Below are 20,440 nucleotides of genomic sequence, written 5' to 3'. Positions count from 1 at the left end.
GCTTCACAGAGGAGTGACATGCGCGAGTCCGACAGCGAACTGCCCGAGCGGATCACCGCTCCGTACACCCACAGCCGCCCGCTGCCTCCCTATCGGGGCATCCTCGCGGTGGACGCGAAGGATTTCACGGGGCGCCCGGCCATCCAGCACGAAGCCGTCAGTCGTGCCGTACCCGCGCTCCTCAAGACGGCACTGGCCAGGGCGGGACTTCGGGATCTCTGGGACGACCGCAGGTTTCCCGCAACGACGGGCGACGGTTACGTCTTCGGGTTCGACCCCACACGGATGCCCTTTGTGATCCACCCCCTGCTGCTCACGCTTCAGGACGTGCTGACGGACTACAACGTCCTGTCGCACGGGGCGGTTCCCATCCGGCTCCGGGCCAGCCTGCACATCGGTCCACTGCCCGACACCGGTGACGAGTTCGGCGGCAACGGCACGCCACGCAACGACACGCACCGCCTCCTCGACTCCCACCCCGTCAAGGCCGTGCTCGCCTCGCACAAGGAGAGCATCACGCACGTCGCGGCCATCCTCTCCGACCGGTGCTACGAGGACACGGTCGCCAGCGGATACACCGGGCGCCATGCCGACCACTTCGTGGAGGCCGCGGCGACCGTCGAAGGGAAGCAGTTCTTCCAGCGGGCCTGGATCTACGTTCCTCAGCCCTCAGGACCCTTGTACGAGGAACCCGCGAGGGCCGGCACCTCTCAGGAGCCCGCCAGGGAAGTCGGCCGTCCCCTCCAGGCCGAGGGCTCACAGGGCCGGAGTACGAGGAACAGCGCGCCCAACGGAAACATCAACACCGGCACGGTCCATGGGGGCCAGAGCGTGCGCAATCACCACGTCACGGGGGATCACGTGGAAGGCAACAAGGCCGACCGTGTCCGGGGTTTCCAGGGAGACCAGGTCCGCGGCGACAAGTACCAGGGGCGACAGTGACGCCGGAGGAAGGGGCGTCGCCCGCGGAGCTGCCCGGCCTCACCTCGGACGTGTCGGAACCGCCGGAAGAGGAGCCGCCCAGTCCGGAGACCGAGCCTGACATCTCCGAGTTGATCGACGCTCTCGGCGGCCCGGCGAGGCTGGCGGGCTCCTTCGTGTACGCCCCGAACGGAAACATCAACGCGGGCGCCGTCCACGGTGGTCAACGAGTGCACAACAGCACCGCGAATGAGCGGCGGAGGCCGCGAGAAGGCAGGGTGCGCGAGGGACCGATCCCACAGTCGGAGGTTCGGGCCGCCGCTTTCGGGTTCGCGCAGCCCGACTGGTTCGGCTCGGCTCTCGCCAAGCTTGAGAAAGGCCCGCTCTTCCTGGCCGGGCGGCCCGGAACCGGCCGTCGTACCGCGGCGTTCAACCTCTTGCGCAAGAGCTGTGGGGAAGGCGCCCCGCTGCGCGCGCTGGACAGCGTCACCGAACTGGACCGCTGGCAGCCCACCGACGCCTCGGCGCGGGGTTACCTGATGGACGGTCTGTTCCCGTCCCGGCCCATCGGTCCCGGCGTCCTCGGACATGTGCGCTCGCTGTTGACCAAGGCCGATGCTCGGATGGTGGTCGTGCTGCCTGATGACGCGGCCCTGCTGCGGCGTCTCGAACAGGACCTCCACGTGAGCCCCACCGTGTGCGTGCCGCCGTCGCCCGCCCGGGTCTTCGGAAGCCACTTCGAGCAGATGGTGCCGGAACAGCGGGAGCGGGAGCGTCTGCTTTCGGCGCTGAACCCGCGGCACAACCTGGGCGACCTGCTGGTGCCCGAGCTGGTCCCGGCCGAAGTGGTGGAGTTGGTGACGGCCATCGTCACGGCCGACGGTGACCCGAACGCCCTCGGTGACCTCGCTGCCCGGCTGAGCTATCGAGCCGAGCGGGAAGTACCGGAACTCCTGGCGAAGCTCGGCGGCGATCCGGACGTCCTGGCCTTCTTGCTGGCGGTCTGCGTGTACGAGGGGGCGGACCACCGGCTCGTCAGGGAGGAAGCGGACCGGCTGCTGAGGCTGTCGCAAGACCGCCTGAAGGCCGTGCTGCCGGCGTCGGACGCGCAGGGAGCCGAGAAGGCCGAGCGCCCGAATCCGGACTTCGTCTTCCGGCGGTCGATGACGGAACTGCTGCACGCCGTCCGTGCCGTCCGGCAGGAACGCGAGATTCGCACGGAAGGGGCCTACGCGCACAGCGTCGAAGCGGTCGTGTTCGTCAGACACCGGCAGGCCGAAGCAGTGCTCAGGCACGTGTGGCGTGAGTACGGCCAGTTGTCGGAACTCCTCGTGGAGTGGCTGCGGGAAGTGAACCGCTCCGGCGAGCTGACCCGGTCGGTGGGTGAGGTCATGGGCAGGGCGGCGAGCTGGGGAGGCGGACGGCGTGCCTTGCGGCACGTTCAGGCTCTCGCCGAGTCGGATCGCGTGACCAGCCGCCTCGTCGCGGCGAACGCACTGGGTATCGCGGCCGAGGACCCCGTGCTGGTCGCGGAGGTGCGGTACCGCCTCCAGCGATGGAGCCTGGCGGCCGACTTCCGCCTGAGGACCACGGTTGCGTACGCGTGCGGTGCGGACTTCGGGCTCTCACGTCCGGACCTGGCACTGCGTCTGCTCCACACCCTCCTCCTCGGCGCACGGGACCGTCCCGACCGGGAGGGCCACGGTGACGACGGCCGGGTTCTGCTGGCCTTGCGGGTGGCGATCGTGAGCCTGTTCCAGGCCGGAAACGAAGCGAAGGTGTTCGGTCAGCTTCTTGAATGGCTGGGCGCAGAGCAATGCGACGCGGAGCAGGTTCTCTCGGTGTTCGGCCAGCTTTTGCAGTACCCGCAGTGGTTCATGGGGAAACTCGCGAATCGAACTCACGAGGCGACAATGATCGTTGAGATCATTCGCCGCGCGCTGAACACGGAAAGCTCATTCGACGGTACCTGTGCGGCCTTGCTGCGCTGGGCCGACTGGGGGCGTTGGAACGAAACGCTGTCCCAGGCCGTGGAGAATCTGTTTTCCGCCTTGGCGAATTCCATGCGGTTCGGTGAGTTCAGGTTGTTCGTGGAAATGGATGAGACGGGCGCGGACGGCTGGGCCGGGCTGGACACGGCACGGGATGCGCTCAACAGGTGGCGTGCCGGCGAACGGCGGGAGGCAGCATGAGCGACGAGGCCGCCGAGCGGCTCTATCACCGTTCCGTCAGGCCACCCTGGCGGGAAATCATCAGCCACCGCTGGTCCTCGGCGACGGACTGGTCGCTGGTACTCAAGGACGAGGCCGGAGACTACTTCCTGCTGGGCCGTCGGGGCGATCCGGACGACACCGGGGCTCACGTGTCCGTACCGGAGGAAGCCGCGGCACCCGGCCTCGGCGGGGACTACACCGACGCCTTCCGCGTCGACGCGACCGAGCACGTGGACACCAGAGCGGTCGGGCTGCCCACGGTGTACGGGACGGAATCCGTGGACCTGTGGGTCTCGTGGTGGGTGCACGACCCTGTGCGTGTGGTGCGTACGAAGACCGTGCACGGTTGGCATGTGGTGCGCACCCACCTCACGAGCGTCCTGCACCATTTGGCCGAGGCGCAGGCGGTGGCCGGCAGCGGGCTGGGGGCGCCGGAGATCATGCAGTACCTCAGCGGGCCACAACGCCTGGAGGAGGTGGGCCTGAGCTATCGGGTGTTCGACGTCCGGCTCCGGGAATCCGGCGAGGAACTGCGCCTCGGCCAGGAGGAAGGCGAGGGTGTCCGCTATTCCTGGACCGCCAGCCGTCGGGGCGAGTACGAGTTCTGCCTCCAGGCGCTCCAGGCGGGACCGGTGTCACTGGCGGCGCTGTGGCTGCTCAGGCATCCCGACCAGGTTCGCCAGGTGCTGGACTGGGCGGTGGATCACCAAGACCTGCTGAGCCCTCCGCGCACGGACTGGCAGGAGGAGCTCGCCGGTTTGCTGGGCACACTGACCGATCAGGAGCGCAAGGAAATCTCCTATCTTCTGCGCGATCGGATATCCGCGCTCGGACGGCCGGTTCCGGGCGGGCCCCTCTGACCTCACGGCAGAGTCGAAAAACGAACCCATGAGCGAGTGTGCCGTCTTCGGGCGGCACACTCGCTCATTTTTGTCTGGCCTTTCGCGGGTCAATGAAATGTGATTGCGGTCACCCTTTTTATGGGCCTGAGGAACCGACAGGCGAAGGCATGCGCGGGACTCTTGATTCGTCCAAGAGGTAGGCGCCCCGGTCAGCGAGGGTGTCCCGATCATTGAAGGGCGAAATGCGAGCCGAAGAAAAGCGTAGCGAGGACAATGTCGGTCGTGAGACGCAGGCTCTCCCCACGACGGTGCTGAACGCCGAACGCGGAATCATCAACACCGGCACCGTCCACGGTGGTCAGCACGTCACCACCATCGACCTGTCCGCCTACTCCGGCGATGGAGCCGACGGTGACCTCTGAGATCGTTCGGGGCGGTGACCTCCAGGCGGTGCTGGCAGCCCTGACCGGTCGAGACATGGTGGTCGTCGCTCCCAACAGCACCGTCAACACCGGCATGGTGACGGGCGATCAACGGCAGATCGTCTCCGCCGGATCGGAGGGCGGCCCGGGCGCCGGGCCGACGCGGCAAGGTCCTGTACGGGCGGCGTACCTCAAGACGGCCAGACGGCGGTTTGTGCCGCCACCCGGCTTCGAGGGCGCGCGTGCCGCCCTGGACGCCCCTGTCACCGTCCTCGTCGGAGAGCCGGGGAGCGGGCGTGAGACCCACGCCCTCAACCTGCTGGCTCAGGGCAGCGAGAACCCCGTACTCGTCCAGATCGACGGAGGGGTCCACCTCACGCGGTGGAAGCCGCGCGCTCGCGGCGTACACGGATACCTGGTGATGGAGCCTCCGGACCCCTTGGCGCTCCGGGCCTGGGACCTCTCCCGCCTGGAGGCGTCCCTGGCCGAGGCGGGGGCGCGACTGATCATCGTCTTGGCGGATGCCCCGGCGCTGGTCGGCGCTGTGGAGGACCACCTGGGAGTGCCGGTCCTTCGCCACCATCCGCCGGACCCGCAGAAGGTCTTCGCCGCTCACCTCTCGGACGGCTGCTCCTGCGACGAGACGCGCGCACAGTGGCTGTCCGCCCTGAGATCGGGCCGACTCGATGAGCTGCTGCCCGGGGGACTGCCGCCCCGCCACGCGGCACACGCTGCCAGAGTCGTGGCTCAGTCGAGCGTCACGGGGGACTCCGAGGCCGAGGTCATGCATCGTCTGGCCCGTGCCGAGGGTGCCCAAATCGTTGCCCGGGCCCAGGCGGACCCTTCTCTTCTCTCCTACCTGCTCTCCATCAGTGTCTACGGAGGGCTGGACCGCAGCGTCGTGACGGAGCAGGCCGGCAACTTGCTGCGGCTGATGGGGGCCACGGAGGAGGAACCCGTCGGGCCGAGTCCGCACGGTCATCCGGCCGGCGATGCGGGTCGGCGGCCCTGGTCCGAGACCCTGCGGATGCTCGGCGCTCACCGCACGCAGTGTGCCGGGGAGGGGGCAACGGACACGGTGTCCTTTCTGTGGCCCGCGGTGAGCGAGGTGGCGTGGGAGGTCATTTGCCGCGATCACACGGATCTCCTGCCCCTCCTGCATACCTGGCTCGCCGCTCCCGGTAACGAAGCGGACCAGATCGAACGGGCCGGACGGGCGGTCGCGACCATGGCCGTGGTGACGGGCGGGCGGTCCATGGAACTCCTGCACGGGCTGGCGACAGCTCCGTCGTCCCAGGCTCCGCAGGTGGCCGCATGGTGTCTGGGAACGGTTGCCCAGAACTCGGCAGCGGCAAAGGTGGCGGCCGCCCAACTCGAGCAATGGAGCGGCTCGGCAGAGGCATCGCTGCGTAACGCGGTGGCGTACACCTGCCGCGCGGACTGCGGCCGGCTCACGGACGAGGCTGCTCTGCGGTTGCTGCAACGGCTCATGGAGACGCTCAGCGGAGACACGGACGATCTGTCGGTCGTCGACATCATCACGACGGCGCTGATGCAGCGCTTCGAAGCCGGTGACTCCAGTTCCAGGGCCACCGTCCTGCGCAGGATGCGGGACTGGACGCAGTGTGACGGCGTCCCCGACCTGCTGACGGCCCTCACCTTTCCGGTGATGGCAAGCATGGACCTCGCATGGTGGAGCGACCAGATCCTCGCCGACGCCGAGCCGGCCTCCTGCACGGTCGAGCTCATCGGGCATGCCCTGAACGAGTCGACCACCTTCGCGGTCATGCGAGATGCCCTCCTCGTCTGGTGCTCCGAAGCGGGCGGCGCGGAGCACCGGACCGAGGCGCTGAGCGAACTCCTTGCCGGCCTGGTTGCCGCCCGGCAGCCCGGGTTCCTCCGCTGGCTCCTGGCCGTCGAGAGAGGGCCGGACACGCTGCCCGGCAAGGAGAAGGCGGCCGAAGCGTTGGTCGCGTGGCGCAACAACACCCCTGCTCCGCAAACGGATTGATCAGGAGGACCGATGTCACTTCCCCCTCATCCCGGAATCTTCGCCGTCATCGAGTGTCAGTACGGCCGTAGCGAACCCACGCCCCCGTTACGCCTCTTCGACGGAACGGCACCGGAAGGTGTCCCCCTGACGCTGGTGCGGGCTCGGCAACTGCTCTACGACCGTTCCGTGAACTCCGCGGCACGTGTCGCTCTATGGCGCCAGGTCGTGGAGCGCTCCCGCTTCGACGCGGATGGGTCCGACTGGCCGATGGCGGTCGTATGGCTGGGACTCCCGGGCCTCCGCCGGACCGCCTACAAGATCGCCTGGTGTTTCCGCGCCGAGCGCGGAGATGTCGAGTCCGAGCTCGTCACCGGGTACCTGGAGGCGCTGGCGGGAGTCGGCGTGGATGACTCCGACCCGGGTGGAGCGGTACTGCGGTCGGCCTGTTCGCGGGCCTGGGACGTGTGGCGGACTGCGCGCCTGGAGACGGCCGTGGAGGACGTGGAAGGCGCCGGTGCCTCCATCGGCACCGGGGCGGACGGGTTCTGGCAGGCGGACTACGACCCGATTCCGGATCACCCCGGGCTCTCGGCCACCGTCAGGATCACGGTTCCCGCCCACCGCGTCGAAGGAGTACGTCTTGGCGCGCTGGCCCAAGCCTGGGGCGTGGCCGACTCGGCGACGAGCGTCGGCCACTCGGGCCGGGGCCGCCAGGTAGCCAAGATCTCTCTGCGGCGCGTGGGGAGGGGCCGATGACCGACCGGGTCGAGGCACCTCTCACCTTCCGCGAGATCTTCAACCTTCCGGTCAGCGTCGATCTGCGCACGGCGGCCAGGGCATTCGGCATGTGCCTGGGCACTGCCTACCGGCTGGTCGCCGAAGGTGCTTTCCCCTGCCCGACGGTTCGGGTCGGCTGGCGCCATCGGGTGCTCACCGTGGAACTCCTGCGTGCGCTGGGCATCGAGGAGCGTCCCGTCTTCGCCGACGAGGTCGCCGACGGAATCGCGCTCACTCTCTTCGACTGACCTTTGTCGTCACCCTGCCGACTGCCCGGCCATCGGCAGGGCCCCCACCAGACCATCTGTGAAGGAGCACTATGCCCACCTGCCTCGCCATCGGCAGAACGACCATCGCCTCTCCTTCGGACCGAACTCTTCCGGAGGAGCAGCATCGGTCCACCGTCCTCTACGAGGACATCGTGCGTCCCGCATGCGACCAGCTCGGGCTCACGTTCCTGCGCGCGGACCGACTCGCGGAGGCGGGTCTGCCCGCGGACCAACTGCTGCGGATGATCACGGAAGTGGATGTCGTCGTCGCGGACCTCAGCGGCATGTCCGATCCGGAGCTGTCCTTCGGGCTCGGGGTACGACATGCCCTCGGCCGGTGCACCGTTCAGGTCACGGAGGAATCCGACCGGTTCCCGAACGCCGGAACCACCCCTCGCATCCCGTTTCCGTCGCATCCCGACGGCGCGGTCAGCGCCTGCCGGACCCTGACCAGTGTGATGGCGGCGGAGGTGCTGCGCGTGGACAGGCCGCCTCTGCTGCCGGCCGGCCCTCCTCCCCAGCCCGTCCAGCAGACCGTGGTTGAGGCGAAAGAGGATGGTCCTGGCCTGTTCGAACTCGTCATCGAAGCCGAGGCACACCTGGAAGCTCTCTCCGATGACATGGCCGACATGGAGGCGGCCCTGGCGGATCTCGGCGAAATGATGGGGTTGTTCGGAGAAGACATGGCTTGTGTCAGTCACCCCGGGGCTTCCCCGAGCGCGAAGATGGCCGTGCTCAATCGCCTGGCCAAGGCCATCGACGGACCGACCGACGACTTGGAGGCGGCGGCCGCGCGGCTCGCGGAGCATATGAACACCAGCCTCGGCGCGTTCCGGGCCTTCCTGGAGTGGGTGGCCGACATGCCACGCTCCGAATGGCCCGAGGGCGCGGCGGAGCTGTTGGAGCAATTCGCGGCGACTTCCTGCGAGATGCAGTCCGCGGCGTCCGCCTTCGACGAGGCGGTGACAATCATCGAGATGTGCGCCGCCGTCAGCCGCCAACTGCGCCGACCGGCCCGACGCATCATCAAGGCCATCCGGACCGTCTTGGAGACCGGAACCCGGCTGGAGGAACTGCACGGACGAGCGGTGCAGTTGAAGGCGAGCTGACGCGCCGGACACTCCGGATGCCGGGGGCACCGTCGACTCCTTCCGACCCACACCGAAACCGGGCCGGAAGGAGCCGACGGCTCATCCGTTCCTGCTGTCGGGCTTCAGCCACCCGCCCCTAGTGCAGGTCTCGTCGGCTCTCGGTCACGCACCTTTGCCACAACGTGAAGGCGTACTGTGCCTCGCGAAGCGAATCTCCCGCGAACCGCCTGTCGGCGAAACCGGCTGCCGCGGCTCGTTCCACCACGGTCACCAGGTGCGAGGCCACGCGAGCAATCCGTTCCGCGTGTACGCGTTTCAACTGGGGTCGCAGTTGCTCCTCGCGACCGGCCACCGCGAGCAGGTCCGTGTAGTCGTCGGGTTCGGCATAGGCGGACGGGAGCTTGGGCAGGTCGTCAACGGTGAGGCGAACGACGGCAGGGGATGTGAAAGCACCCCGGTCTTCCCGCCCCAGCACGCGATTCAGAAGGCGGCGGATTTCATCGGTGTTTCGGACTTCGGTCGCGGCGCTCTCCAGCTTGACCAACTCGGCATGAGTAGCGTCCACGGACTCCGCAGAGAGATGTACCCGCAACCGATCTGCGATTTTCCTGCCGGCCTCCGAGGCCTTGTCGATCACGTCGTCGCACGCGTCGAGTTCGGCGAATGCACGCTCGGCCGTTCGTACTGAGGCCCGAACCATCTCGGCCGGGCCCCCCTCGAAGCCGCCTACCGCTTGGACGAGCTCCGACACGGACATGCCCAGTGCCCTCGGCAGAGCCTCCCCCTGCAACTTCCCCGTCGCCACCGTCATTCCACTTCCCACTGTTCCCCCTCGTGGCCGTGTCTCATCGGAACAGATCATGGGCGCAGCACGCTCCAGAGGGCAATCCGGGCTCTGGTCACTAGTTGGACGGGCTCCGTGGTCCGTGCTCGCGCTGCGGCCGGGACCTTGATTCGCGTAAGTTCCTGACACTGACCTGTGCGATCGAGGGAGACGGATGGTCGAGGAGTACCCGGAGTTCCTGCTGCGCCTGCCGCACGGCGGGCCGTCGGCGCGGGGGCGACTGCTTGCGGAGAAGGGAACCAACGGAAGCCAGAAGATGATGGTTTTGGCAGGTTCGCCGGCTCGCCCCGAAGTCGTACCGTCCTTCCCGCTGCGGATGCCGTCATCCCACCGACTGCGGGAGCGGTTGAGGGAAGAGGGCACGATCAAGGAGACGACCACCTGGCCAGGGTGGCTCGAGGTGATCAGTGACGTTCAGTGCAATTCGCCGTCCGCCGCAGCGGAGATCCTCCTCGGCCGGAGTTCCAATGGCTGGCTGGAGTGGAAGACGACAGACGGTCGGCCGCTGGCCGACTTCCTGGAACAGGCATCGGGTGGGCCCAACCGTGCTTGGCTGGTTCGTGACCCCACGCTCACCGGCACAACTTCGGCCGACCAGGCGTGGCTTGTCCAGGGCCGGGTGACGCTCGCCGCGGATCGGCTGAGGCCGGCGGTGGCCCCGGGCATCAGCAAGGAGCACTTGCGTGCCATCGTTGACGAGGACTACGAATCCGCAGTCCCCTACAGCCAGAAGGGCCGGTTCGTCGACGAATTCCACGCGTTCCTCTCCCGGATGAGACCCGGTGACACGGTCTGTGTGTTTCCCGGTACCAAGCTGTACGTGGGTGAGGTCACGGGGAATGTCGAGCAGGTGACCGAAGACGGGCGCAGCGTTCTGCGACGCCCAGTGGAGTGGAGCGAGGGTTACCCCTTCGAAGAGCTCCCGGAGGATGTCCAGCAGAAGCTGAACACCGGTCACGACCTGGTCGATCTAACGGTAGTGAAGGGCATTCTCGACGGGCTCTGGTTCTCCGACGACGAGCTGAAGAAGGCGGCCGAAGAATCCGCCGATACCTCCAGCGTCGCGATTCAGGCCATCGCGGCTCGCCGCGACCTGAAGTTTCCCCATCCCGACGAGGCGCTGCGCAAGAAGCTGAACGTCGACAGGCTCGAATGGCTGAGCGAAGTGCGGGACCTGCTCTGGGATGAACGTCAGCTCATCTTCTACGGGCCGCCTGGGACGGGTAAGACGTATCTCGCACAGGAACTTGCCGAATTTCTTGGCGGTGGCCCCGAGCAGGTGAAGCTGGTCCAGTTCCATCCCAGCTATGCTTACGAGGACTTCTTCGAAGGGTTCCGGCCCCGGGAGGACCCGGACACACGCGAGGTCGCCTTCCGGCTGACCCCCGGCCCACTGCGGGAGCTCGCCGACCTTGCCCGCCTGGAGGGCAACCGGCACATTCCGCACTTCCTAATCATCGACGAAATCAACCGTGCCAACCTGGCCAAGGTATTCGGCGAGCTGTACTTCCTGCTGGAATACCGCAATAAGTCGGTCCGGCTGACCTACTCAGGTGAAGACTTCGCCCTGCCCCGGAACCTGTTCGTGATCGGCACGATGAATACTGCGGATCGTTCTATCGCGCTGGTGGATGCTGCGATGCGACGGCGGTTCGCCTTCGTGGAACTCTCTCCGAGAACCGAGCCCACTAGCGGACTGCTGAGGCGCTGGCTGGAGAGCGAGGGAAAGAATGCCGAGCCAGCTGACCTGCTGGACGCACTCAACGCCCGTATTGGCGACGCCGATTTCAAGCTCGGGCCGTCGTACCTCATGAAACCCGGCGTCTACCGAGAAAACGGATTGGAGCGTACCTGGCGGACAAAGATCCTGCCCTTGCTGGAAGAACACCATTTCGGGGATGGCGTAGACATCGAGAAAAGGTACGGGCTGGCGGCGCTGAGGGCGGCCATAGCTGCGCGTAGGGCATTGGACTCGGAGGGTGCCGGGGAAGGCTCCGGCGCGCTGTGATCGAAGTTCACCTCGTCGAACACGCTCCGGCGAAAGTCGTGTCCCTCCCAGACGGGGCAGGCCGAGCCCTGGCCGTTTCGAAAATCGTGGACGCCGTACCCGATCCGTACGAGCCGGGGCTGTGGCGGCTGCGGGCGGGAAGCAAAGTCGGAGCCGTGTCGCTCGATGTCCCCGGAGGTGAGGCCGTCCGGCTGCGGATCACACCCAAAATACCCATAGGACGTCTGCTGTTTCTCCTTGGCTACAGTCTCGACCCGCACGGCTGGCGAAATGAAGCGGTTGACCTCGCCGGACACGACGAAGCGCTGCCTGCTTTTGCCCATGCAGTGGAGCGGCAGACCGATCGGGCGCTACGACAGGGGCTGTTGCAGGGCTACCGACCCACTGAGGGCACGGCGCTCGTTGTACGAGGCCGATTTCGCGAAGTCGAGCAGATTCGGCGCCGTTTCGGCGCTCCGTTGCCGGTGGAGATCGAGTACGACGAGTTCACCTCGGACATTGCCGAGAACCGCATCCTGCGGGCCGCAGTGGAACGGTTGCTGTGCCTCCCCGGCATTCCCCAGGCCGTACGCACGCGACTTCTGCGCCAACGAGCCAGACTCGCGGAGTCTACCCCACTGGTAAGGGGGCAGGAGATCCCGCGATGGCAGCCGAACCGTCTTAACGCCCGCTATCACCACGCCCTTGATCTGGCGGTTCTCGTGCTGAACGGGGCGTCGGCCGAGCATCTGCCGGGTGCGTTGCGGATGAACGCTTTCCTCTTCGACATGAACAAGGTCTTCGAGGACTTCATTTGCGTGGCACTCCGGGAGGCTCTGACTGCGTATGGCGGGCACCCCACGCTGCAGGCCAGAAACGTGAGCCTGGACGAAGGTGACGCCATCCGGATGCGGCCGGATCTCGTTTGGTACGGGGACACCGGAGATCCGCTGGTTGTGGCCGACGCGAAGTACAAGGTGGGCAGTCCGCAGGGCTATCCCGACGCCGACCTATACCAGATGCTGGCGTACTGCACCTCCCTGGGACTGAAGCACGGGCATCTCATATACGCGAAGGGCAACGCGCCGCATGTCGGCCACACGGTCCGCCATTCCGGAATCGTGCTCCACCAGCACGCTCTCGATCTCGGCCAGGAGCCGTCAGCACTTCTCAAGACGGTGAGTGATCTGGCCGCAGGTATGGCGCGGGCGTGACCGCGCCCGGTTGGACCCTGAGGGTCCAACCGGGCGCGGCGGCAGGCGTCGCTCAGATATCCCGGAAGATCTCGATCTGCGCCCCGATCGAATTCAACCGCTCCGCCAGATCCTCGTACCCCCGGTTGATGACGTACACGTTGCGGAGGACCGACGTGCCCTCGGCGGCCATCATGGCCAGGAGGACGACGACGGCGGGGCGGAGGGCGGGGGGGCACATCATTTCGGCGGCGCGCCAGCGGGTCGGGCCCTCGACCAGGACGCGGTGGGGGTCCAGCAACTGCAGGCGGCCGCCGAGGCGGTTGAGGTCGGTGAGGTAGATGGCCCGGTTGTCGTAGACCCAGTCGTGGATGAGGGTCTGGCCCTGGGCGACCGCGGCGATGGCCGCGAAGAAGGGGACGTTGTCGATGTTGAGGCCGGGGAACGGCATCGGGTGGATCTTGTCGATCGGCGCCTCCAGCTTGGAGGGGCGGACCGTGAGGTCGACCAGGCGGGTGCGGCCGTTGTCCGCGAAGTACTCGCGGCTGCGGTCGTGGTCGAGGCCCATCTCCTCCAGGACCGCCAGCTCGATCTCCAGGAACTCGATCGGCACCCGGCGCACCGTCAGCTCCGACTCCGTCACCACGGCCGCCGCGACCAGGCTCATCGCCTCGACCGGGTCCTCGGAGGGGGAGTAGTCGACATCGATGTCGATGTTCGGCACGCCGTGCACGGTGAGGGTGGTGGTGCCGATGCCCTCGACCCGTACACCCAGGGCCTCCAGGAAGAAGCAGAGGTCCTGGACCATGTAGTTCGAGGACGCGTTGCGGATGACGGTCACGCCGTCATGGCGGGCCGCCGCCAGCAGCGCGTTCTCCGTGACGGTGTCGCCGCGCTCGGTCAGTACGATCGGGCGGTCCGGGCGGACCGTGCGGTCCACCACGGCGTGGTACTGGCCCTCGGTGGCCGCGATGTCCAGGCCGAACCGGCGCAGCGCGATCATGTGCGGCTCGATCGTGCGGGTACCGAGGTCGCAGCCGCCCGCGTACGGCAGCATGAAGCGGTCCATGCGGTGCAGCAGCGGGCCGAGGAACATGATGATCGAGCGGGTGCGGACGGCCGCCTCCGCGTCGATCGCGTCCATCTCCAGCTCGGCCGGCGGCACCAGCTCCAGGTCGACGCCGTCGTTGATCCAGCGGGTGCGCACGCCGATGGAGTTCAGGACCTCCAGCAGGCGGTACACCTCCTCGATCCGGGCCACCCGGCGCAGCACCGTACGGCCCTTGTTGAGCAGGGACGCGCACAGCAGCGCCACACACGCGTTCTTGCTCGTCTTGACGTCGATGGCGCCGGACAGCCGACGGCCGCCGACGACCCGCAGGTGCATCGGACCCGCGTAGCCCAGCGACACGATCTCGCTGTCCAGGGCTTCACCGATCCGGGCGATCATCTCAAGGCTGATGTTCTGGTTGCCGCGCTCGATGCGGTTGACCGCGCTCTGGCTGGTGCCGAGCGCGTCCGCGAGCTGCGCCTGAGTCCAGCCACGGTGCTGCCGGGCGTCACGGATGAGCTTGCCGATGCGTACGAGGTAGTCGTCTGACATGAGGTTGAGGCTATCTCAGATATGAGATCGCGCCTCCTGGGGGGTCCGTTCGGGTGACGCGGGGTCAGCGGCCGCCGGGGCGGTCAGCGCTTCTTCGTCGTCGTCTTGCGCCAGCCGAATGGACCCGGCAGGTCCATCGAGGTCGTACGGCGTCCGGTGCTGCTGTGGGTGTGACGGGGACCGTGCTTGCCACCGCCGGTCGTGATGGACCACGAGTGGCGGTTGATGTTCAGCCGCACGCCGGGAAGGATGCGGAAGCTCTTGCGGAACGTCAGGCCCATGGCTGTCTCCTCCGATTGTTCGGCGCTCCTGAGCGGCGCTCAACCCGGATACCCCCATTCGGGGAACAGATGACCGGAGGTTCGCCCGGTGGCGCACGGCGGTCGGCGCCGGTCGCGGGGTCGTCGTCACCTGTGGCAAGGATGTGGCGGGTACGAACTTGTTTTCGGTCACCCCGTTCGTGAGGATGGCTGGATGTCTGAGAACGGGGATCGGATACGGGGCGCGGGTGTGTCGCCCGCCGAGGCCGAGGCGGCGAGCCGGGGGAGAGAGTTCGCCGGACTGCTCGGGGAGTTCCGCCGTACTCCCGTTCTCGCGCCGCTGGGCGGCGCTCCCGGTGACGAACTGGCCCTGCTGACCGCCGACTTCAACGGCATCCGCTTCATCCTGGCGTTCTCCGACGAGCAGGCGCTCGTCCGGTACGCCCTCGCGAGGGGGGAGTCGGCGCGGGAGTGGGCGTATCAACGCGTGCTGGGCGCGAAGCTGTTGGATGTGGCGGTGCCCGCGGCGGGCGTGCCGTGCGGGGTGGCGTTGGACTGTGCGGACGGGTCGGACGGGATGGTGTTCCCGCCGGTGGCGGGGATCGTGCCGGACGGCGCGGCGGTGGACGTGGACGACGGGGCGCGGCGCGGGGGTGCGGTATGAGCGGCGAGGGTGGGATGGATCTCCAGGCGCAGGGTCTGGAGGAGATCGCCAAGGGTCTGACGGAGGCGCTGGGTGAACTGGGGGAGCTGGGCATGGTGGGCCAGGCAGGCGCGGGCCGGGGCTTCTCCGGAATCGCGCTGTCGGGGCTGGAGTTGGGGCACGAGGGCCTGACTGGCGGGCTGAAGTCGTTCTGTGAGCGCTGGGAGTGGGGCGTACGCGCCCTGATCGCGGAGGGCAACGCGTTCGCGCAGAAGACCAACCTCTCGGCGGGCACGTACTACGAGACCGAGCAGTACCTCAAGGGCAGCGTGAAGGTCGTGGCCAACTCGGCGGTGGGCAATCCGTACGCCTCCGAGGAGGAGGTGGAGAGGATGGGCTGGGGGGACATCGCCAAGTCGGGCCGTACGGTGGACTATTCGCAGGAGTCCTTCGAGCAGGCGTGGGAGAACAGCAAGCAGGGCTGGAAGGACGCGGGCCGGGACGCGATGACCGCACCCCTGATCGGCACGGTCCCGGTCACCCCGGAGAACCTGCACGGCGCGGTGGGCGTGTCGGATCAGGAGTACGACCAGTTCCTCGACGACACCTTCGGCCCGTCCCCCAAGGCCCGTGCGAAGGCCGCCGGGCAGCAGGGCGGTGAGGGCTGATGGGGCTGGGGGACCTCACCAACTCGCTGCTGGGCGGCGCCGAGGACCTGTACGACAAGGGCAAGAAGAAGGTCGGCGAACTCGTCGACGAGGGCACGGACAAGCTCGGCGGCGGGCTGGACCGCGTCGGCCTGCACGACTGGGCCGACGGTGTGGAGGACTGGGGTGACGAGGTCGCCTCCGACCTGGGCGCCACGCCGGGCGAGCAGCAGCTCGGCCAGACCGAGCAGGCCGACGAACTCGTGCACGGCAAGCCGGAGAAGATCCGCGAGAGCGCGAAGCATCTGAAGGACTTCCACGGGGCGTTCGGCAAGGTCGGCTCGGGCCTGAAGAAGATCGACTCGGCGGGCTGGAAGGGCGAGGGCGGCGACGCCTTCCGCGAGAAGTTCGGCGTCCACCCCGCCAAGTGGGCCCACGCGGCGGAGGCTTGCGGCTCGGCGGCGGACGCGCTGGAACGGTACGCCGACACGGTCACCTGGGCGCAGAAGCAGGCGGCGGAGGCCGTCGAGCTGTACAAGAAGGGTACGAAGGCGTTCGACGACGCGCGCGACGACTTCGTGCGGAAGGCCGCCGCCTACAAGACCAAGGCCGACGCGGGCGAGGACCCCGGTCCGGTACCGGTGCAGGACAAGCAGGCGGGCAAGTCCGACCGCGACGCGGCCGCGCACAAGCTGAACGAGGCCCGCAAGCAGCGCAACACCGCCGCCGCCGACGCCCAGGGCAAGATCAAGGCGGCCCTCGCCCACGCCCCCGCCGAACCCCCGCCCCTCGAACGCCTCGGCCACGACTTCACCGACGGCTACCAGGCCGCCAACACCGAACTCACCCACGTCGTCGGCGGCGCCCTCAAAGGCACCGCCGGCCTCGTCAACTTCGCCCGCGGCCTCAACCCCACGGACCCCTACAACCTGACCCACCCGGCGGCCTACCTCCAGAACGTCAACATGACGCTCTCGGGCCTGGTCTCCACGGCCACCCATCCCGAACGCGTCGTCCAGGCGGCCATCGACGGCCTGAAGAAGGACCCCTCGGAGTTCGTGGGGCGCCTGATCCCGGAGCTGATCGGCACCAAGGGCGCGGGGCTGGCGCGCGGCGGGCTCCGGCTCGCCATGAAGGAGGGCGCGGAGGAGGCCGCCAGCCAGGGCATCCGCCGTACCGCCCGGAACGTGGTGGAGAAGGACGCGGACGACGTGGCCCGGCGTCCGGGCGAGAAGGTCTGCGAGAAGGACCCGGTCGACGTCGCCACCGGCCGCATGGTGCTGCCGCAGACCGACGTGGCGCTGCCGGGTGTGCTTCCGCTGCTGGTCAGGCGGCAGTTCGAGTCGTCGTACCGGCTGGGCGGCTGGTTCGGCCCGTCCTGGTCCTCGACGCTGGACCAGCGGCTGGAGACCGACACCGAGGGCGTGGTGTTCGTCGGCGAGGACGGCCTCGTCCTGGCCTACCCGCACCCCGCGCCCGGCGTCCCGACCCTGCCCTCGCACGGCCCGCGCTGGCCGCTGGACCGGGTGGAGGGCGGCTACACCCTCACCGACCCGGAATCCGGGCACACCCGTCACTTCGCGGACCGCTCCGACACCCTCGCGGTCCTGGAGCAGCTCGACGACCGCAACGGCAACTGGATCACCTTCGAGTACGACGCCGACGGCGCGCCCAGCGCCCTTGTCCACAGCGGCGGCTACCACCTGGGGATATCCACCGCCGAGGGCCGCGTCACCGCCCTCCGCCTCACCGGCGCCGACCAGGAACTGATCCGCTACGGCCACTCCGGCGGCCACCTCACCGAGGTCACCAACTCCTCCGGCCGCCCCACCCGCTTCACCTACGACACCTCGGCCCGCATCACCTCCTGGACCGACACCAACGACAGCCACTTCACCTACGCCTACGACGACCAGGACCGCTGCGTCCACCAGTCCGGCGCCGCGGGCCACCTGCGCTCGACGTTCACCTACGGCGACCCGGACCCGGCCACCGGCGACTTGGTCACCGCCATCACCGACTCCCTCGGCCATGAGACACGCTTTGTCACGAACGAGCGGAAACAGGTGATCGCCCGAGTCGACCCCCTGGGCCACGTCACCCGCTACACCCGTGACCGCCACAACAGGCTCCTGGAGCACACGGACCCGCTCGGTCATACGCTGACACTCCGCCACGACCCGGCAGGCCGGCTTGTCACCGTGGTCCGCCCCGACGGGCGGGCCGCACACGCCGAGTACAACCATCTCAACCTCCCCGTCAAGGTGACGAATCCAGATGGCACCGTCACCCGGCAGACGTATGACGAGCGCGGTAACCGCACGGGCGAGACCAGCCCGTCGGGTCACACCACCCGCTACGCCTATGACGAGGCGGGCCGTCTCACCTACGTCGCCGACCCGATGGGGAACACCACCACCATCCGCAACGACCGCGCCGGCTTGCCGGTCGAGGTGACCGACGCGCTCGGAGCCGTGACGTACTACGAGCGCGACCCCTTCGGACGCGTCACCACCATCACGGACCCGGTCGGAGCCGTGGCACGGATGCAATGGACGACGGAAGGGCGGCTCGCGCGCTACACCGCGCCCGACGGCACCAGCGAGTCCTGGACGTACGACGGCGAGGGGAACTGCACCAGCCATACCGATCCACTCGGCGGCGTGTCACGCTACGAGTACACACACTTCGATCTGCTCGTGGCCTCCACCAGGCCGGACGGAGCCCGGTACGAGTTCGTCCACGACTCGGAACTGCGGCTGACCGAAGTAGTCGACCCGCGCGGGCTGAAGTGGACGTACGAGTACGACGCCGCGGGAACTCTGACGGCTGAAACCGACTTCGACGGACACCGTCTCTCCTACATCCACGATGCCGCCGGACGCCTGGCGTCCCGTGCCGACGCGGCCGGCCGGACAACTCATTACGAACGCAACTTCCTGGGACAGGCGACTCGCAAGGAAGCTCAGGGCCGCGTCACCGAATACGCGTACGACCTCACCGACCAACTGGCCCAGGCGACCAGCCCAGGGTGCACCCTGAGCCTGCTCCGCGACCAGTTCGGCCGTCTTCGCTCCGAAACCGTCAACGGCCGGACCCTTTCCTACACGTACGACGAGCAGGGTCGTCTGAGCAGCCGGACCACCCCCACGGGCGCCGTCACCACCTGGCGCTACGACGCGACGGGACGCCCCGTACGGATGACCGCTGGAGGGCGTGACGTCGCATTCACCTACGACGCCGCCGGCCGCGAGACGGCCCGCAGCATCGGTGACAGCCTTTACTGGGCCAACCGGTTCGACATGGCGGGACGACTCACCGCGCAGACCATCTCGGCGGCCACCCGTCCCCGGCCGGTCCAGCAGTTCGGTTACTCCTACCGGGCCGACGGCAACCTCGTCCAGATCGGCGCCCTCAACACCGAGAGCCGTCAGTTCACTCTGGACCCGGTCGGCCGTGTCACCCGTGTGCGCGCCGCCGACTGGAGTGAGACCTACACCTACGACGAGGCGGGAGATCAACTCTTCGCGTCCTGGCCCTCGAGTCACCCCGCACATGAATCCACAGGCGCCCGGTCGTACTCCGGCAGCCGCCTCATCGGCGCGGGTACGGTCCGATACCAGCATGACGGTCAGGGCCGCGTCATCCTCCTGCAGCGGACTCGGCTGTCCCGCAAACCCGACACCTGGCGCTACACCTGGGACACCGACGACCGGCTGACCTCCGTCACAACTCCGGACGGCACCCGCTGGAACTACGCCTACGATCCGCTCGGGCGACGCATCAGCAAGATCCGCATGGCCGTCGACGACGAAACCGTGGTGGAGCGCACCGACTTCACCTGGGACGGGACCACTCTCTGCGAGCAGACCACCGTCTCCGCGCAGGCTCCGCACCCCGTCACGCTCACCTGGGACCACCACGGACTGCACCCCATCACCCAGACCGAGAGAATCACCAGTGCGGACGCTCCGCAGAGCGAGATCGACGCCCGCTTCTTCGCCATCGTCACCGATCTGGTCGGCGCTCCGGTCTCGCTCATCGATGAGGGCGGTGACACCGTCTGGCAGACGCAGCGCACTCTGTGGGGAATCACCGCTTGGTCCGTCAACGACTCCGCGTACACGCCCTTGCGTTTCCCGGGCCAGTATCTCGATCCAGAGACGGGTCTGCACTACAACCATTTCCGCCACTACGACCCGGCGACGTCCCGCTACCTCACCGCCGATCCCCTAGGGCTGGCACCCGCTCCCAATCCCCAGTCCTACGTCCCCAACCCGCACCTGTGGGCTGACCCGCTCGGTCTCACTCCCTGCAAGGCGGCGGCTCAGAACGCCAAGGACAACGGCACGACGCCACTCGGCCGAGAGGTGCCCACCCGACACGAGGCATCGGTCGGAAGCACGACCAGCCACAGTTACAAGAAGACCTTCTTCGCCGAACACCCTGAACTGAAAGGCAAGGTGGTGGTCCACCACGCCATCGAACAGCAAGTACTCAAGCGCTATCCGGGTCTGTTCAAGGCGGATGAGATACATTCCCTCGAAAACTTGCGAGGAATACCAAAGGGGGACATAAACAGCAAGGTCCACCTGAGCGAGATACGAGTGTCCTGGAACGAGTTCTATCGGAACAATCCAGCACCGACGCGCCAGCAAGTACTCGATCATGTCACCGAGGTGGATGATAGGCTCGGGAACTGGTTCAGTCCGAGAATTCGGTAAGCGGTAAAGAA

16 protein-coding genes are annotated in these 20,440 nt (G+C 67.7%); 13 read left to right on the top strand and 3 right to left on the bottom strand.

Annotation, left to right across the window (positions count from 1 at the left end; all coding sequences use genetic code 11):
• The first annotated feature begins 18 nt into the window (after positions 1-18).
• The 8 genes from E5083_RS15970 (at position 19) to E5083_RS15935 (ending at position 8,546) form a co-directional block, all read left to right on the top strand.
• Positions 19-942 carry a hypothetical protein gene (locus tag E5083_RS15970; protein ID WP_135786353.1) on the top strand — a complete coding sequence of 308 codons (924 nt, stop codon included), beginning with the start codon at positions 19-21 and terminating at the stop codon, positions 940-942.
• Positions 939-3,113 (top strand): hypothetical protein, encoded by a 2,175-nt coding sequence (locus E5083_RS15965; RefSeq protein WP_135786352.1) that lies wholly within the window; start codon positions 939-941, stop codon positions 3,111-3,113. The genes E5083_RS15970 and E5083_RS15965 overlap by 4 nt, the downstream gene beginning before the upstream one ends.
• Positions 3,110-3,994, top strand: coding sequence for a hypothetical protein (locus tag E5083_RS15960; RefSeq protein ID WP_135786351.1), 885 nt, complete (start codon positions 3,110-3,112; stop codon positions 3,992-3,994). Before E5083_RS15965 ends, E5083_RS15960 begins: the two co-directional genes overlap by 4 nt.
• 224 nt (positions 3,995-4,218) lie before the next feature.
• Positions 4,219-4,398: an S-type pyocin domain-containing protein gene (locus E5083_RS15955; protein WP_135786350.1), complete on the top strand. Its 180-nt coding sequence runs from the start codon at positions 4,219-4,221 to the stop codon at positions 4,396-4,398.
• Positions 4,388-6,409 (top strand): hypothetical protein, encoded by a 2,022-nt coding sequence (locus E5083_RS15950; protein WP_244317518.1) that lies wholly within the window; start codon positions 4,388-4,390, stop codon positions 6,407-6,409. The genes E5083_RS15955 and E5083_RS15950 overlap by 11 nt, the downstream gene beginning before the upstream one ends.
• A 168-nt stretch (positions 6,410-6,577) precedes the next feature.
• Positions 6,578-7,147, top strand: a complete 570-nt coding sequence (locus tag E5083_RS15945) for a hypothetical protein (protein WP_244317517.1) — start codon at positions 6,578-6,580, stop codon at positions 7,145-7,147.
• Positions 7,144-7,416: a MerR family transcriptional regulator gene (locus E5083_RS15940; RefSeq protein ID WP_135786348.1), complete on the top strand. Its 273-nt coding sequence runs from the start codon at positions 7,144-7,146 to the stop codon at positions 7,414-7,416. The genes E5083_RS15945 and E5083_RS15940 overlap by 4 nt, the downstream gene beginning before the upstream one ends.
• A 71-nt stretch (positions 7,417-7,487) precedes the next feature.
• On the top strand, positions 7,488-8,546 hold the full coding sequence (locus tag E5083_RS15935) for a hypothetical protein (RefSeq protein WP_135786347.1): 1,059 nt from the start codon (positions 7,488-7,490) through the stop codon (positions 8,544-8,546).
• A 118-nt stretch (positions 8,547-8,664) separates the two neighbouring features.
• On the opposite strand, the gene E5083_RS15930 is transcribed toward E5083_RS15935, so the two are convergent.
• Positions 8,665-9,285, bottom strand: a complete 621-nt coding sequence (locus E5083_RS15930; protein WP_135786346.1) for a hypothetical protein — start codon at positions 9,283-9,285, stop codon at positions 8,665-8,667.
• A gap of 241 nt (positions 9,286-9,526) precedes the next feature.
• Between E5083_RS15930 and E5083_RS15925 the strand changes: the two genes are divergently transcribed.
• Together E5083_RS15925 and E5083_RS15920 are read left to right on the top strand one after the other, a co-directional pair.
• Positions 9,527-11,380: a DUF4357 domain-containing protein gene (locus E5083_RS15925; RefSeq protein WP_135786345.1), complete on the top strand. Its 1,854-nt coding sequence runs from the start codon at positions 9,527-9,529 to the stop codon at positions 11,378-11,380.
• Entirely contained in the window at positions 11,377-12,573 is a 1,197-nt protein-coding gene (locus E5083_RS15920) for an McrC family protein (RefSeq protein ID WP_135786344.1), read from the top strand. The genes E5083_RS15925 and E5083_RS15920 overlap by 4 nt, the downstream gene beginning before the upstream one ends.
• Positions 12,574-12,625: 52 nt before the next feature.
• Here E5083_RS15920 and E5083_RS15915 read toward each other — a convergent pair whose 3' ends face one another.
• Positions 12,626-14,155 (bottom strand): helix-turn-helix domain-containing protein, encoded by a 1,530-nt coding sequence (locus E5083_RS15915; RefSeq protein WP_031181604.1) that lies wholly within the window; start codon positions 14,153-14,155, stop codon positions 12,626-12,628.
• Between the two features lie 83 nt (positions 14,156-14,238).
• The gene (locus tag E5083_RS15910; protein ID WP_031181605.1) at positions 14,239-14,436 is read right to left on the bottom strand and encodes a DUF4236 domain-containing protein; all 198 of its coding nucleotides are present in this window, start codon (positions 14,434-14,436) and stop codon (positions 14,239-14,241) included.
• Between the two features lie 193 nt (positions 14,437-14,629).
• Between E5083_RS15910 and E5083_RS15905 the strand changes: the two genes are divergently transcribed.
• The 3 genes from E5083_RS15905 to E5083_RS15895 are packed head-to-tail and all read left to right on the top strand — an operon-like array spanning position 14,630 to position 20,429.
• Positions 14,630-15,079 carry a hypothetical protein gene (locus E5083_RS15905; protein WP_244317516.1) on the top strand — a complete coding sequence of 150 codons (450 nt, stop codon included), beginning with the start codon at positions 14,630-14,632 and terminating at the stop codon, positions 15,077-15,079.
• Positions 15,076-15,726 carry a hypothetical protein gene (locus E5083_RS15900; RefSeq protein ID WP_135786343.1) on the top strand — a complete coding sequence of 217 codons (651 nt, stop codon included), beginning with the start codon at positions 15,076-15,078 and terminating at the stop codon, positions 15,724-15,726. Before E5083_RS15905 ends, E5083_RS15900 begins: the two co-directional genes overlap by 4 nt.
• Positions 15,726-20,429, top strand: coding sequence for a putative T7SS-secreted protein (locus tag E5083_RS15895; RefSeq protein ID WP_135786342.1), 4,704 nt, complete (start codon positions 15,726-15,728; stop codon positions 20,427-20,429). The genes E5083_RS15900 and E5083_RS15895 overlap by 1 nt, the downstream gene beginning before the upstream one ends.
• Positions 20,430-20,440 lie beyond the last annotated feature (11 nt).

The sequence above is a fragment of the Streptomyces bauhiniae genome (assembly GCF_004784475.1).
In the GTDB taxonomy this organism is placed as follows: Bacteria; Actinomycetota; Actinomycetes; order Streptomycetales; family Streptomycetaceae; genus Streptomyces; species Streptomyces seoulensis.
This window is presented reverse-complemented; position numbering and strand designations above follow the sequence as displayed.

Coding starts and splice junctions, on each gene's coding strand:
- E5083_RS15900 (WP_135786343.1), top strand. CDS start 15,076: ATGAGCGGCGAGGGTGGGATGGATCTCCAGGCGCAGGGTCTGGAGGAG.
- E5083_RS15935 (WP_135786347.1), top strand. CDS start 7,488: ATGCCCACCTGCCTCGCCATCGGCAGAACGACCATCGCCTCTCCTTCG.
- E5083_RS15970 (WP_135786353.1), top strand. CDS start 19: ATGCGCGAGTCCGACAGCGAACTGCCCGAGCGGATCACCGCTCCGTAC.
- E5083_RS15925 (WP_135786345.1), top strand. CDS start 9,527: ATGGTCGAGGAGTACCCGGAGTTCCTGCTGCGCCTGCCGCACGGCGGG.
- E5083_RS15960 (WP_135786351.1), top strand. CDS start 3,110: ATGAGCGACGAGGCCGCCGAGCGGCTCTATCACCGTTCCGTCAGGCCA.
- E5083_RS15905 (WP_244317516.1), top strand. CDS start 14,630: ATGTCTGAGAACGGGGATCGGATACGGGGCGCGGGTGTGTCGCCCGCC.
- E5083_RS15940 (WP_135786348.1), top strand. CDS start 7,144: ATGACCGACCGGGTCGAGGCACCTCTCACCTTCCGCGAGATCTTCAAC.
- E5083_RS15895 (WP_135786342.1), top strand. CDS start 15,726: ATGGGGCTGGGGGACCTCACCAACTCGCTGCTGGGCGGCGCCGAGGAC.
- E5083_RS15930 (WP_135786346.1), bottom strand. CDS start 9,285: ATGTCCGTGTCGGAGCTCGTCCAAGCGGTAGGCGGCTTCGAGGGGGGC.
- E5083_RS15910 (WP_031181605.1), bottom strand. CDS start 14,436: ATGGGCCTGACGTTCCGCAAGAGCTTCCGCATCCTTCCCGGCGTGCGG.
- E5083_RS15915 (WP_031181604.1), bottom strand. CDS start 14,155: ATGTCAGACGACTACCTCGTACGCATCGGCAAGCTCATCCGTGACGCC.
- E5083_RS15955 (WP_135786350.1), top strand. CDS start 4,219: ATGCGAGCCGAAGAAAAGCGTAGCGAGGACAATGTCGGTCGTGAGACG.